Origin of the sequence: Sulfurimonas sp. HSL-1716 (genome assembly GCF_039645975.1) — a bacterium.
Classification (GTDB): Bacteria; Campylobacterota; Campylobacteria; order Campylobacterales; family Sulfurimonadaceae; genus Hydrocurvibacter; species Hydrocurvibacter sulfurireducens.
This window is the reverse complement of the sequence record NZ_CP147918.1, coordinates 1,968,044-1,981,626: the sequence shown is the minus strand read 5'-3', so window position 1 is coordinate 1,981,626 and position 13,583 is coordinate 1,968,044. Positions and strand designations below refer to the sequence as shown.

The window sequence follows — 13,583 nt, the reverse complement described above, 5'->3', positions numbered from 1 at the left end:
TTGCTTCCTTTTATTAAAAGATCAACTCCTCGTTTTTCTTCTCCGTATTATCATTTTTTGGAGGTTTGGAAGTGTTGGTAAAATATTCCGTTTCTCCTCCGATCTTGACCTCTATGACGCCTTCAGGTTTTACGAATCTTCTCTTGACCTGAGGATTGCTTTTTAGAAGCTCTTTGTAGAAGTAGTTAAATGCAGGAGCGGCTGTTCTTCCTCCAGTTTCTTTAGCATGCATCGGCGTATTGTCGTCATTTCCGAACCAAACGACGGTCTCTATACTGGGAGAATATCCTGCGAACCAGGCATCAACGTTATTGTTGGTGGTGCCCGTTTTTCCTGCGAGTTCTATGCCTCTTACCCTCGCGTTTCTTCCCGTTCCTCTTTTAACAACGTCTTGGAGTATGGATGTCATCAGGTAGGTCTGTTCGGGCGAAGTGATATATTTTCTTTTTGCTTCTTGTCTAAAGACGACTTCGGAGTTTTTCTCTACTTTTTTTATAAGAATCGGTTCCACCTGAATACCATGGTTTGCAAAAGAGCTGTAGTATTGAGCCAATTCCAGCGGAGAAAGAGAGATCGAACCCAGCGACAAGGAGAGATCATGAGGAAGGTTTTTTATCCCGTAGCTTTCCAATGACTGCAAAATAGTGTTTAATCCGATATCCGTGACCAGGTTTATAGTAGCCAGATTTCTTGAGTGGATCAGCGCTTCGCGCAGGGTTATAAGACCTTTGTAATTCTTTTCATAATTGTCCGGCTGCCATTTCATCTCTTCCCCGTCTTTTTCATACTCATAGGTCTTTGCAATATCGACTAGCTGAGTCGCACCAGAATAGCCCAGATCGATCGCTACTTGATAGATAAAGGGCTTGAACGCACTTCCGGGTTGGCGTCTTCCCTGTGTTGCACGGTTATAAGGGCTTTTATCGTAGTCGACGCTTCCAACAAGTGCAAGAATGTCTCCGCTGCTCGGTTCGATACTTACAAGTGCACCGTTTAGCTGTGTGAGGTTCGTATCATTGGAATCTTCGCTCGAAGAGACTCTGGTAATTGCTCGATCATATGCATATTTTAAAGCTTCCCTTCCGCTTTTTTGCATGTTCAAGTCGATCGTCGTATAGATGTCGTAACCGCCTGTTTTAATGTCTGGAAAATCTTTTATCAGCTCTCTTAGAACCTCGTCTACGACAAAAGGAGCCTGGTTTTGTGTAAGTGTCGAGTCATATACATGGGGCTGCTCTTTTGTGGCTTTTTCATAGGTTTTGTCGTCGATCCAGCCCAGTGAGTGCATACGTTCTATGACACGGTTCGCGCGTCCCAGCGATATCTCATAGTTTTTCGTCGGAGAGTAGAAGCTCGGGGCTTTTGGAAGACCGACGAGCATCGCCATCTCTTTTAAAGTGAGGTTTTTCAGGTCTTTGTGAAAATAGCCGTCCGCGGCCGTTTTCATACCGTAATAACCGTGTCCCAGATAAACTTCGTTCAAGTAGCGTTCTAAAATCTGTTCTTTGCTTAGTTCACGCTCCAGTTTCAAGGAGAAAATAAGCTCTTTTATCTTTCTTGAAATCTTTTTTTCACGCGTTAGCAACGTGTTTTTTACAAGCTGCTGCGTAAGAGTACTGGCCCCTTCGACCATCTTTCCTGCTTTTATATCTTTGATAAGTGCGCGGAAAATAGCGTCGAAATTGACTCCATGATGTTCAAAAAACGTGGTATCTTCTATGGCCAGAAGTGCTTCAATCAGTCTGGGAGGGATCTCATCAAACGTTGCATAATATCTGTGTTCTTCATTAAAGATGTTAGCGATCTTTTCGCCGTTTCTGTCATAGATTCTGGTGGTTAAGATAGGTTTATAGTTTATCAGTTTGTCCAGGTCGTAATTGTACTGGGTAAGATAATATCCGACAACTGCGAAAGGCGAGATGAGGATCAATAAAAAAATAGATATAAATGCTTTTTTCATTCGCGATATTTCCTGTTTGCAAAGTTTGCTTCTATGAGTGTTTTTGTATATATGTTCTGCGGATCGTTTAATACATCCGCCATTTTACCAGATTCTATGACTTTTCCGTTTTTTATGACGCATATCTCGTCGCACAAAAGCTGTGCAGAACTCATATCGTGCGTTACAAAGAGAACCTTGAAGCCAAATCTGTTTTGAAGATCTTTGAGCAGATCTATGATCGTCGTTCTTGTCTGCGGATCAAGAGCAGTCGTGGGTTCGTCAAGAAGCAGGAGTTTTGGGTTTGAACTGAGCGCAATGGCGATAACGACACGCTGAAGCTGTCCTCCGGACAACTCGGGAGGATATCTTTGAAGAAGCGAGATATCCAGATTGACCTGTTTGAAAAGTTCCTTTATCTCATCGAAAGGAATAAATATCTGATCTTTTATCTTCGTCAGCGGAGAAAGTGCGGTAAAAGGATTCTGCGGAACAAAACCTATGGTTTTTCCCGCTGCAAGCTCAAAGCCGCTTTTTATCTGTAAAGAGAGTTTCATCTCTTGGGGAAGCATGTTTAAAAGCGCTTTTATCGTAAGGCTTTTGCCGCTTCCGCTTTGCCCGACCAAAGCCAAAGAGGAGTTTATGTCAAAATCTATATTCACCAGGGTTTTGTCTTTATAGGTGATATCAAGATTAGATACCTTCATCTAAAAGCCTTTTTACTTTTTTGCATAACTCTTCAAATACCAAAGCATCGTCGTCGATCCTTGCAATAATACGCAAGATCGCTCTCTCGACGGTCGGCTGTCTTATGGCGCCTATCATATAACCCTCTTTTTTAAGAGTGTTTTTTACCTGCATCACTTTTTTATTGTCTCCTACCACAAGAGGGATTATGAGCGAAGGCGTATCCGTATGGAAGATGTCATGTGCGATCTTTTGCCGCTTTCTTATCTCTTTTTTCAAGCTCTCTTTGTTTTGCAGGATATATTTTAACGAGTTGTGGGCTAACAGAGTGTCATAAAGCGATAAAGAGGTCGCATATATTATCGGTTTTGCGCGGTTTAAGAGATACTCTATGATGTGCGAAGATGCGAGAATATATGCACCGAAACTCCCGTAAGCTTTGCCTAGTGTCCCCATTTTTATGTGGTTATCTCTTATCTGTATATCAAAAAGATCATAAACTCCCATAAGGTTTTTTCCCACGACTCCGCTGCTGTGTGCTTCGTCCACGATGAGCAGAGTATTTTCACTGTCGCATATTTCAAAGATCTCTTTATCCATCAAGTCGCCGTCCATAGAATATATTCCCTCGACGGCGACTATCTTTCTTTTTGCATCGGATTTATGCAAAAGCTGCTTTAATTCATTGGTATCATTATGTTTGAAGAACCTTACATGCAGATCGTTGAGATTGCTTGCAAGCACACCCGAAGCATGAAATTTTTCATCCATAAAAAGCGTGTCGCCTTTTCTCACAAGACTTTCGATGAGCGCTATATTCGCATTAAAACCGCTGCCAAGCACTATGCCCTCTTCAAATCCGTTTGCTTCGCATAATGCTTTTTCAAACTCTTTATGTATCTGATGGTATCCGTTTACGAGCAAAGAGGCTTTTGGCGCATGAACGGGGTTTGAAGCGAGTTTTTTGCATGTAAGATCGTGAAGCTCTTTGTTAGAAGAAAGCCCGAGATAATCGTTTGAAGCAAAATCTTTTAAACCATAATCAACGATCTCTCTTGTTCTGTAACGGTTTGATTTTATGAGCGCTTTTAGCTCGTTTGCGTAGTAATTCATGGTGGATATTATAACTAAGTAAGCAAAAAAAGTGTATAATTTGAATAGTCTGGGCGGTTCGACTACGTGCGTATGAGAGGGTTCTACATATACGTTTAGCGAATTTCGTAGAAATCTTTGTGTGTCGATGATCTCGTTTGAGGTACGTTGACTCTGCCGAGAGACTGTCGCCTGATGAGATTCTCGCTTCGCTAGTTTTTTTGCTTTGAGAACCAAAGCGATTTGCACAACGGCTGCTCGGGCTTAAATAGCTAATTCAGGTCATTTTTGTGATCTGGATTAGCTATTTTTTTATAGGATAGATTATTTTAAGGATTGTTGATGAATATTTTAGTTGTCGGTAGTGGTGGACGTGAGTTTTCGATCGGGCGTATGCTCAAAAAAGACCCTGTAGTGAAAAAACTGTATTTCGCTCCGGGCAACGGTGCCACCGACTCTCTAGGAGAAAATCTTTCTATCAAAGACTATAATGAACTAGCCGATTTTGCAGAAGCAAACGGTGTCGATTTGACGATAGTCGGGCCGGAAGCTCCTCTGGTCGGAGGTATAGTCGATATCTTTAAAGAAAAAGGTCTCGTGATATTCGGACCAAGCAAAGAAGCGGCGCGTTTGGAAGGTTCAAAAGTTTATATGAAGAACTTTTTGGCAAAGTACAATATCCCTACGGCGCGTTACATAGAGACCGATTCTATCGAAGATGCATTTAAGTTCATTGATATACTTCCTACCCCTGTCGTAGTGAAAGCCGACGGGCTTTGTGCCGGAAAAGGCGTTATTATCGCTGCGACTCATGACGAGGCAAAAGTAGCTGTTTCGGAGATGCTTAGCGGAAAAAGCTTCGGCGATGCGGGAAGAAAGGTGATCGTCGAAGAGTTTTTGGACGGGTACGAGCTTTCGATGTTTGCGATCTGCGACGGGAAGGACTACATCCTGCTTCCGGCGGCTCAAGACCATAAGCGTCTTCTTGATAACGATCAGGGGCCAAATACGGGAGGAATGGGTGCATATGCCCCGACTCCTTTGGTAAACGACGAGATCTACCAAAAAGTAAAAGAGAGGGTGATCCGTCCGACACTTGAGGGGATGCAAAAAGAGGGCGCACCGTTTGAAGGCGTGCTTTTCATCGGTCTTATGATAGTCAACGGCGAGCCGATCACTTTGGAGTTCAACGTCCGCTTCGGCGATCCTGAGTGCGAGATACTTATGCCGCTTATGAAGACTCCCGCCCGTGAACTTTTCTATAAAGCCGCAACAGGTAAACTGAATGAGCTTAATGTAGAGTTTGAAAACAAATACGCCGTCGGCGTGGTAATGGCAAGTGAAAATTATCCGTATTCCGAATCTGTTCCTGCGGAGATAGTGGTCGATGAGATCGTTCATGACGAGATAAAAGAAAATACTCATATCTCATATGCAGGTGTTAAAAAAGAGGACGATATCCTTTATGCGACGGGTGGACGCGTGCTGGTGTGTGTCGGTCTTGGCGATTCCATCAAGCAAGCCAGAGACAGAGCTTATATGCTTTGCGGACAGGTTCATTATGTGGGCAAAAAGCTTCGTATGGATATAGCGTATCAGGCACTGTGATCGATGAACGAAGAGATAGAGAACCTGCTTGATCGGGAACAGTTCGTATTGGCATCCATACAAAAGCGTGCTTTGGCTTTTTTTATCGACGAGGTGCTCTTGTCTATCATCTTTATCGCCATTATATGGAAGTATTTCGTTCAGGCGACGAATATCGAACAGATGATAGACCTTACAAACTCTTTTGTTCTGGAATATATGGCGTTGAAAATAGTCTATCAGACTTTTTTCGTCGCTTTGTACGGCGCCAGTATAGGAAAGATAGTCACAAAAATAAAAGTGATAGAGATCATGACCTTGGAGAAGCCGGGGATAATCGTATCTTTTAACAGAGCTGTCTTTAGAGTTATCAGTGAAATGATATTTTATCTGGGATTTTTGTGGGGTGTTATGAACCCTTCCAGACAAGCATGGCACGATCTAACTGCAAAAACCTTGGTGATCGATGCGTAAGGTATGCCTGCTTCTGCTGCTGCTGCTGTTGCCGCTTTATCTTTTTGGTGCCGATAAAGCTGATAAAGTAGAAGTCTATGCGACCAACATCGATAATCAGGCGAGCATAGTCAAAGCCAGCGGCGATGTTATCGTCTTATACAAAGATTATTACATAAGCGCGCAAGACGCCGTTTATGACAGACAAAACGGTAATTTGGAGCTTTTTGGGAATGTCAGAGCGACGCAAGGGTCCAACTATCAGCTTTTAGGTGATTATGCAAAATTAAATATTAAAAACAAAGAGAGAATCTTTAAGCCGTTTTATATGCTTGAACAAAAAAGCGAACTTTGGCTCAGTGCCGATAAGGGGCACATAAAAGATACTTTTTTTGATGTGAGGTCGGGGATGGTATCGGGATGTAATCCGAACAACCCTCTTTGGAAGATAAAGTTCAGTTCATCAAATTACGATGCGACCGATAAATGGATGAACCTTTACAACGCCAGACTTTACATCTACGATATCCCAATCTTCTATATGCCGTATTTCGGCTATTCTTTGGATACAACAAGACGCTCGGGGCTTCTTATCCCGGCATTTGGTATCTCCTCAGACGAAGGTTTTTATTATGAACAGCCTATCTATATCGCTGTGCAGAACTGGTGGGATCTGGAGATCAAACCGCAGATAAGAACTTCCCGCGGATATGGATCATACGAAACCTTTAGATTTGCAGATTCCAAGATATCAAGAGGGTCCATCACGACGGGATATTTTAAAGAGCAGAGAAGTTATGTCAACTTAAACAATCTGGCGCATGAAACTCATTACGGAGTAAATTTCAAATACAATAACGGCGACTTTTTAGACAGATGGTTCGGTTTCGGTTTAAAAGGACAATCGGGCATATATGCCGACATAAGCTGGATGAACGATGTCGATTATATAAATCTCTCCACAGCAGACACTATAAACAATGTAACTTCGAACCAGATCCTCTCTCAGGTAAATATGTTTTATAATACCGACAGAAACTATTTCGGTGCATATTTCAAGTATTATTTGAACCTCTCTTTGCAAAGCAATGCCAGAACGATACAAAAACTGCCTACGATTCAGTATCATAACTATCTTTCGACACTTTTAGATGATCATCTGACATACGACATAGATTTCTCATCGACAAACTTTTACAGAGAGGTCGGCAAAAATGCTCTTAGAAGCTCGGTAAATATCCCCGTAGAGCTTCAAACCTCGATCGCGGACGAATATATCAATCTAAGCTATGCGTCGCAGCTTTATGCCGAACATACTACGTTCAGCGGACCGGTGGACAGAGATTCGGGACAGGATCCAAACGTATACGAAGACGGCATTTTTTTAAGGCAGTATAATGTCTTTAACATCAATACGAACCTGACAAGAGCTTATGACAATGTGACGCATACCGTGGTCTTCGGTGCAGAGTATGTCAAACCGGGTTCCGATGCCAAATACGGATATTATAAAACAAGAGCGGACGAGTGCACCAACGACCCGACTTCGGTGGATTGTGAGTTTTACAGCATAAGTGATGTTGTTGAAAAAGTCGGGCTCGATCTTTCCCAATACCTTTTTGACGAAAACGGCGACCAATTTTTGTACCACAGGGTCTCTCAGCAGATATCTTATGCAACGGGTAAAGGCAAGCTCGGCGAGATAGAGAACGAGCTCGACTATAAAGTGACCAAAACCGTAAACTACTATAACGATACGTTTTATAACTACGATCAACATCTGATCTCAAAAACGATAAACACCATAGGTTATACCAATGAAGGAGTGAAAATAAGTCTTTCATATCTGTATAAAGACAGTTTTATAGATCCTTTGACGGTCGGTGCGGCTCCAAGATACACCAAATATCTGACATCGAGCTTCAGTTACAAATATAACGACCATTACAGTTATTTCGGTTCATACAACTACGATGTTCAAGCGGCGGTGAAGAAAAGTTCCGAGATAGGATTTTTGTATTCAAAAAGATGCTGGGATTTCGGACTTAGATATGTAGAAAACGTAAGACCGATACTTACCGCGGCAAATACTGCATCCTCTATAGATGACAGATATATCTTTTTTACGATAACCTTAAAGCCGATAGGCGGTTCGGAGCTAAACTATAGAATCCCGAGTTCTGCAAAAGGGCAGTGATGAAATGTAACAGTGTTATGCTCGAAAACAGAGAAGATGCCGCAGCAAGATTAAAAGATATCATTCCGATGCAGCAGATGAAAAGTGAAGACTGGAAAGTTATAGCTCTTTCTTCAGGAGGACTTGTTCTTGCATCATATCTTACGAACAAGACACAAAATAAGATGGATTTTCTGTTCAGTGCTTCTATTTATGCCCCTAATAATGAAGAGTGTGAAGTCGCCCGGGTAAGTGAAACCGAAGAGATCGTTATCAATGAGGAGTTAGTCGGTTCGTTTGGGATAGAGTATGATTATATTTACGGTGAAGCACATAGAAAGCATGAAGATAAAATTTTAAGTTATACTTACAGGTATAGAAAAGGCAGACAGCTTATGCCTTTGAGAGACAAGGTCGTTTTACTTGTGGATGAAGGCAGCGAAACGGGCTGCAAGTTCATGCTCGGACTAAAAACGGTTCTTGCGATGCAGCCTAAAGCCGTATATATCGCAGTGCCTATAGTTCCCAAAGCTGTTTTGGAAGCTCTTGAACCTTTGGCGGACAATATCTTTTATATCCAAGCGATAGAAGATTATGTCCAGACAAAATGTTATTACGAGGATCTGGACGACGTAGATAACGAGACTATCGAAAAACTATTAGGAGATAAAAATTGAAATACGATGTTAATTTAGCACTGGCAAACAAAGAGGAAAATTATTCCTTCAATGATGTAGCACGTCAGGCAAACGGTGCGGCGTGGCTGAGATGCAAAAATACCGTTATGCTCGCTACCGTAGTTATAGACGAGACAGAAGTGGTAGAGGATGATTTTTTACCTTTGACGGTTCAGTATATAGAAAAAACATACGCGGCAGGGAAGATCCCCGGCGGATTTTTTAAACGCGAAACAAAACCGAGCGATTTTGAAACATTGACATCACGCATCGTAGATAGATCTCTTAGACCGATCTTTCCAAAAGGTTTCGGTTATCCGACTCAGATCTCCATTATGGTCTTAAGTGTCGATGAGGATGCCGATCTTCAAGTCCTGGCACTAAACGCTGCTTCTGCCGCTTTATATGTTTCAGATATCGATATATCGACTAGTGTGAGCGCCGTGCGCGTTGCCAAGATCGAGGGAGAGTTGAAATTCAATCCGACGATCAAGGAGCTGAACGATTCGACATTCGATCTGTATCTTTCGGGTACTAAAGACGACATGCTGATGATAGAGATGAGGTCTCTCGGGTCAACGGAAGTAGAGATGATAGACGCTCCTATGGTCGATCCTATGCTGGATCCCGCTTTGATAGCCCAAACCATGCAAAGACACTCCTCAAATGCGATGCCAGAAGATGAACTCATAGATATCCTTGCCAAGGCTCAAACAATATTAAAAGAATCAAATACTCTTTATGAGCAGGAGTTTGCTCCATACTGCAAAGCAGTAAAGCCTTTAGAGTTAAAAGCACATTTCATCAATGAAGAGATGGTCGCTTATGTGGCACAAAAACATATCTCCGATATAAAAGCGGCGCTTGTACAGATGGCTAAGAGCGAACGTTCAACGGCTTTGAGAACATTGAGAAAAGAGATATTAAAAGAACAGCCCCAATGGTGCGAGCTTGATCTTAAAAATGCCATAGAGACCGTAAAACGCGATGTAGTAAGAAAGATGATTTTGCAGGATAATATACGTGCTGATGGCAGAGCGGTTGATCAGGTTCGTCCTATTACGATAGATACGAACGTGCTTCCTTCTGCACACTCGTCATGTCTGTTCACCCGCGGTCAGACCCAGGCCCTTGTCGCTCTTACATTGGGCGGACCAAAAGACGCTCAGATGTACGAAAATCTTACGGATTCCGGTACTCAAAACGAAAACTTTATGGTGCATTATAATTTTCCCGGCTTTTCTGTCGGTGAAGCTTCGCCTATCGGTGCTCCAAGACGCAGGGAACTCGGACATGGAAATCTTGCAAAACGCGCACTAGAACCTATCTTGGATATGGAGGGAGAGACGATACGTTTGGTTTCCGAGATCCTTGAATCAAACGGCTCTTCATCGATGGCAACGGTCTGCGGCGGTTATATGGCGCTTCGTGCGGCAGATATAGAGACATCGGACGTTATCGCGGGAATCGCTATGGGAATGGTCAGCGAAGGTGACAAGCATGTAATACTGAGCGATATCATGGGTCTTGAAGACCATGACGGGGATATGGACTTTAAAGTGACGGGTTCCAAAGAGGGTATCACTGCGATGCAGATGGATATAAAACTCGGCGGAATCAGTCTGGATATACTCAAAAAAGCTCTTTATCAGGCAAAAGAGGGGCGTATTCATATTTTAGATATTATGAACGAAGCTATCGGCAACATCGAGTTTAACGACGGAGTCCTGCCGACTACGAGCATCTTTCATGTCGATCCTGGAATCATAGGCGAGATCATAGGACAAGCGGGCAAAACGATACGCGAGATCATCGAAAAATTCGAAGTAGCGATCGACATAGATAAAAAAGTGGGTAAGGTGAAACTTTCGGGAACGAACAAAGACTCACTTTCTGCAGCACAAGAACATATTGAAAATATTGCATCATCGGCAAAAGTAAACAAAGTAGAGTATAAGGTCGGTGATATAGTCGATGGAAAAGTCAAAAAAATAGTTGATTTCGGAGCATTTATCGAACTTCCAGGCGGAGTGGACGGTCTTTTGCACATCTCCAAGATCTCTGAGGGCAGAGTAGAGAAAGTTTCAGACGTACTCAGCGAGGGAGATGCCATAAAGGTCGAGATATTAGAGTTTAAAGGAAATAAGATCGGTTTGGGACGTGCACATTAAAGCGTCTCTAAATATATCTTAAACTTATTTTGTGTACAATTGCGCGTTCAAAGTGATAAGTAGGGATACGCAAGCCGAACGGACTTTGTTTAAATTTTTATGGAGAAACATATGAAAAAGATTCTATTTTTAATGCTGGCTTTAGCCGGTGCTGCTTTCGCTGCTGACGGTGAAGTTGCAAACCAAACTTTAAAAGCGTACTCAGTAGTCGCTGCAGGTGTTGGTCTTGGTCTTGCTGCACTAGGTGGAGCTATCGGTATGGGTCATACTGCTGCTGCTACAATCGCTGGTACTGCACGTAACCCGGGTCTTGGCGGAAAGCTAATGACTACAATGTTCATCGCTCTAGCAATGATCGAAGCGCAAGTTATCTATACACTTGTCGTTGCTCTAATCGCATTATATGCAAACCCGTTTTTAGGTTAATCAACTTAAAAATATCTCTTGTCAGCTTCGGCTGACATCCTTTTAAAAACTTTTCTTTTTGCGCACGTGGTGGAACGGTAGACACGCTACCTTGAGGGGGTAGTGCCTTACGGGTGTGGGAGTTCAAATCTCCCCGTGCGCACCATTGTTTAAATCTCTTTTTTTACCGCTTTTATAAATTTCTTAATACTTTTCTTTTTGAATTTTTTGCCGTCTATATTTGCCGTAGGCAGTGATCTGCAATGTTTGCACATCCCTATGCATGATTTCACTTTTATCTGTGTATCAGGAAAATTTAAAGAGAGTTTTTTGATGAATTTATTTTTTTTAGAGTAGTTCTTACACACTTTGATCAGCATTTTCGCACCTTTTTATGAGCGATTGGATTTTCATTTTTTTAATATAGATCGGCATGACCGAAATAGATCTTTTTTTCTTTGTCTTTTAGCATCGATTCCAAGATACCTCTTGCTTTTTGTTTTGTCTCTTTATCAAAATAGATAAGCATATTTCTTGAAAAGATATAATCGAATCTTCCGAGTTCTAAAAATTCTTTATCAAAAATATTCACCTGTTTGAACATCACCTGCCCCTTTACAAAATCTTTAAGAGCGTATGTATTTTCTTTAAAGTCAAAATATTTCGATCGGATATTGTTGTCGATGTTTTTTACGTTTCTTTCTTTATAGAGAGCTTTTTTTGCCATCTCAAGGGCATCTGTGCTTATGTCTATGGCGGTGATATTAAATTTCTCCGCCGAAATACCTGCTTCTAAAAGTGCGATTACAAGAGAGTACGGTTCCTCTCCGCTCGAACATGGCGCGCATAAAACGGAAACCTTTTTATTTTCGCTTTTTATACACTTTACAAAATCTTCTATTTGTGAAACTTCCCTGTAAAAATATGTTTCATTCGTTGTAAGGTAATTAATAAGTTCCTGTTTAAACGAAGAATCTTCATGAACTTTTGTCAGGCAGGTTTGAAAGCTTCTTATATATCGTATCTTACAGAAGCTTGTCATCTTGCTTCTTAAGATGCCTAGCTGTCTGTCGAAGTTTATTCCCGTCTGTTCTTTGATATATCGGGCGATTGGCGAGACGTCGGTATAGTCTTCGGTTTCAAGAACCGTTGTTTTTTCTTCCGTAACGGTATCTTGTTTCTTTTTAAAAAATCTGCTCAGCATCTCTAAGCTCCAAACTTATTTATATAGTTTATGATCTCGTCAAGCGAGAGGACCTTGATCTCTTTTACAGCTTCCGCTGCTCTTTTAGGCATACCGTAGACCACAGCACTTTTATGGGATTCGGCGATAGTTTCTCTGCCGCTCCCGGAGAGATTTTTTATCCCCTTTACTCCGTCATCGCCTATTCCTGTCAATATAATTGCCAGAATTTCGCACGAAGAATCTATATTTACGGCTGAATCAAACAGAGCGTTTATACTGGGATTGTAATTGCTTTGCATATTCTCTGAGACGATAAAGTTCATCGTTTTGCCGTATTGGATCTCACTTTTTTTAGTGCAGATATAGATATGCGAACTCTTTATCTCTTGTCCGTTCTCGGCTAAAGAGACCTTGAGTTTCGATTCTCTGTCGAGTCTGGTCGCGAAACTCGGAAGATACTCATCACCCATATGTTGTGCGATTATAATGGTCGCATCAAAGTCTTTTGGCAGTGAAGAGAGTATCTTTTCTATATGTCCGGGTCCTCCGGTCGAAGAACCGATAAGTATCAGCTTGCGCATTTTGTCCTCAATTGAGTTCATGGTCTGCATACTATGATTATATACATATTTTAGTTGTTTTGGTCAAAAAACCAATAAAAAGCTACCATTAATCCGGGTGTTTTTTGGTATTTTTTCTCCAAAACGAACCGTTTTGCTTCATCTTTTTTTATATGTACGACCTCAATGCTTTCCTCTTCAAGCCCGCCGCCTTCGTTTTGCTTCATCTTTTCATCGATAATTGCGTAAAAAAGCGTCTGTTTCGCTCCTGAGATGCCTACGCTAGTGTAAAACGAGGTTATCTCTTCTATTTTTTCCAAGGGTACGTCATAACCGCACTCTTCGAGGATCTCCTCTTTTGCGATCTCTTTAAGGGAAAGCTCTTTGTCTACGATACCTGCGCAAAGTTCGTACATCATGCCGTCTGTCTCGTTACTCAGAAGAACAGGAGGGCGGAACTGTTTGACAATCACAAAGGTATCCAGATCCGTGTTATAAAGCAGTATAGAGACACTGTCATGGCTTTTTACCGCTTCCCATGTTCTATGGATGCCGTTTTGTTTGTAGTGGATCAAAAGAGGTTTGACAAAAGAGGGGTTTTTTAGTCGTGCGGTCTCTTTTATAGTCGGACTCATATGCTCTCCTGCATC

At 41.9% G+C, this 13,583-nt stretch carries 13 protein-coding genes and 1 tRNA gene; 7 read left to right on the top strand and 7 right to left on the bottom strand.

What is annotated here, in order from left to right; translation table 11 throughout:
* Positions 1-13 precede the first annotated feature (13 nt).
* The 3 genes from WCY03_RS10070 to WCY03_RS10060 are packed head-to-tail and all read right to left on the bottom strand — an operon-like array spanning position 14 to position 3,739.
* Complete coding sequence (locus WCY03_RS10070) at positions 14-1,960, bottom strand: PBP1A family penicillin-binding protein (RefSeq protein ID WP_345992606.1); 1,947 nt, start codon at positions 1,958-1,960, stop codon at positions 14-16.
* A complete protein-coding gene (locus WCY03_RS10065; protein ID WP_345992605.1) occupies positions 1,957-2,646 on the bottom strand; it encodes an ATP-binding cassette domain-containing protein in 690 nt (229 codons plus the stop codon). The genes WCY03_RS10070 and WCY03_RS10065 overlap by 4 nt, the downstream gene beginning before the upstream one ends.
* On the bottom strand, positions 2,633-3,739 hold the full coding sequence (locus tag WCY03_RS10060) for a pyridoxal phosphate-dependent aminotransferase family protein (protein ID WP_345992603.1): 1,107 nt from the start codon (positions 3,737-3,739) through the stop codon (positions 2,633-2,635). The genes WCY03_RS10065 and WCY03_RS10060 overlap by 14 nt, the downstream gene beginning before the upstream one ends.
* A 321-nt stretch (positions 3,740-4,060) precedes the next feature.
* On the opposite strand from WCY03_RS10060, the gene purD reads away from it, so the two are divergent.
* The 7 genes from purD to WCY03_RS10025 all read left to right on the top strand — a co-directional run bounded on the left by purD (position 4,061) and on the right by WCY03_RS10025 (position 11,353).
* On the top strand, positions 4,061-5,326 hold the full coding sequence (gene purD / locus WCY03_RS10055; protein WP_345992601.1) for a phosphoribosylamine--glycine ligase: 1,266 nt from the start codon (positions 4,061-4,063) through the stop codon (positions 5,324-5,326).
* A 3-nt stretch (positions 5,327-5,329) separates the two neighbouring features.
* Positions 5,330-5,779 carry an RDD family protein gene (locus WCY03_RS10050; RefSeq protein ID WP_345992599.1) on the top strand — a complete coding sequence of 150 codons (450 nt, stop codon included), beginning with the start codon at positions 5,330-5,332 and terminating at the stop codon, positions 5,777-5,779.
* Positions 5,772-7,955, top strand: coding sequence for an LPS assembly protein LptD (gene lptD / locus WCY03_RS10045; protein ID WP_345992598.1), 2,184 nt, complete (start codon positions 5,772-5,774; stop codon positions 7,953-7,955). The genes WCY03_RS10050 and lptD overlap by 8 nt, the downstream gene beginning before the upstream one ends.
* Positions 7,955-8,611, top strand: coding sequence for a phosphoribosyltransferase (locus WCY03_RS10040; protein WP_345992596.1), 657 nt, complete (start codon positions 7,955-7,957; stop codon positions 8,609-8,611). Before lptD ends, WCY03_RS10040 begins: the two co-directional genes overlap by 1 nt.
* Positions 8,608-10,782, top strand: coding sequence for a polyribonucleotide nucleotidyltransferase (locus tag WCY03_RS10035; protein WP_345992594.1), 2,175 nt, complete (start codon positions 8,608-8,610; stop codon positions 10,780-10,782). Before WCY03_RS10040 ends, WCY03_RS10035 begins: the two co-directional genes overlap by 4 nt.
* Before the next feature lie 111 nt (positions 10,783-10,893).
* Positions 10,894-11,208: a F0F1 ATP synthase subunit C gene (locus WCY03_RS10030; protein WP_345992593.1), complete on the top strand. Its 315-nt coding sequence runs from the start codon at positions 10,894-10,896 to the stop codon at positions 11,206-11,208.
* A 60-nt stretch (positions 11,209-11,268) separates the two neighbouring features.
* Positions 11,269-11,353: transfer RNA gene (locus WCY03_RS10025), tRNA-Leu, on the top strand.
* Positions 11,354-11,357: 4 nt separating this feature from the next.
* Here the strand turns inward: WCY03_RS10025 and WCY03_RS10020 are convergent.
* From WCY03_RS10020 to WCY03_RS10005, 4 genes are read right to left on the bottom strand one after another with little or no spacing between them, the layout of a single operon-like run.
* The gene (locus WCY03_RS10020) at positions 11,358-11,567 is read right to left on the bottom strand and encodes a hypothetical protein (RefSeq protein ID WP_345992591.1); all 210 of its coding nucleotides are present in this window, start codon (positions 11,565-11,567) and stop codon (positions 11,358-11,360) included.
* 38 nt (positions 11,568-11,605) lie between these two features.
* Positions 11,606-12,391: a CheR family methyltransferase gene (locus tag WCY03_RS10015; RefSeq protein ID WP_345992589.1), complete on the bottom strand. Its 786-nt coding sequence runs from the start codon at positions 12,389-12,391 to the stop codon at positions 11,606-11,608.
* A 2-nt stretch (positions 12,392-12,393) separates the two neighbouring features.
* Entirely contained in the window at positions 12,394-12,954 is a 561-nt protein-coding gene (locus tag WCY03_RS10010; protein WP_345992587.1) for a CheB methylesterase domain-containing protein, read from the bottom strand.
* 50 nt (positions 12,955-13,004) lie between these two features.
* Positions 13,005-13,568: an NUDIX hydrolase gene (locus WCY03_RS10005; RefSeq protein ID WP_345992586.1), complete on the bottom strand. Its 564-nt coding sequence runs from the start codon at positions 13,566-13,568 to the stop codon at positions 13,005-13,007.
* Positions 13,569-13,583 lie beyond the last annotated feature (15 nt).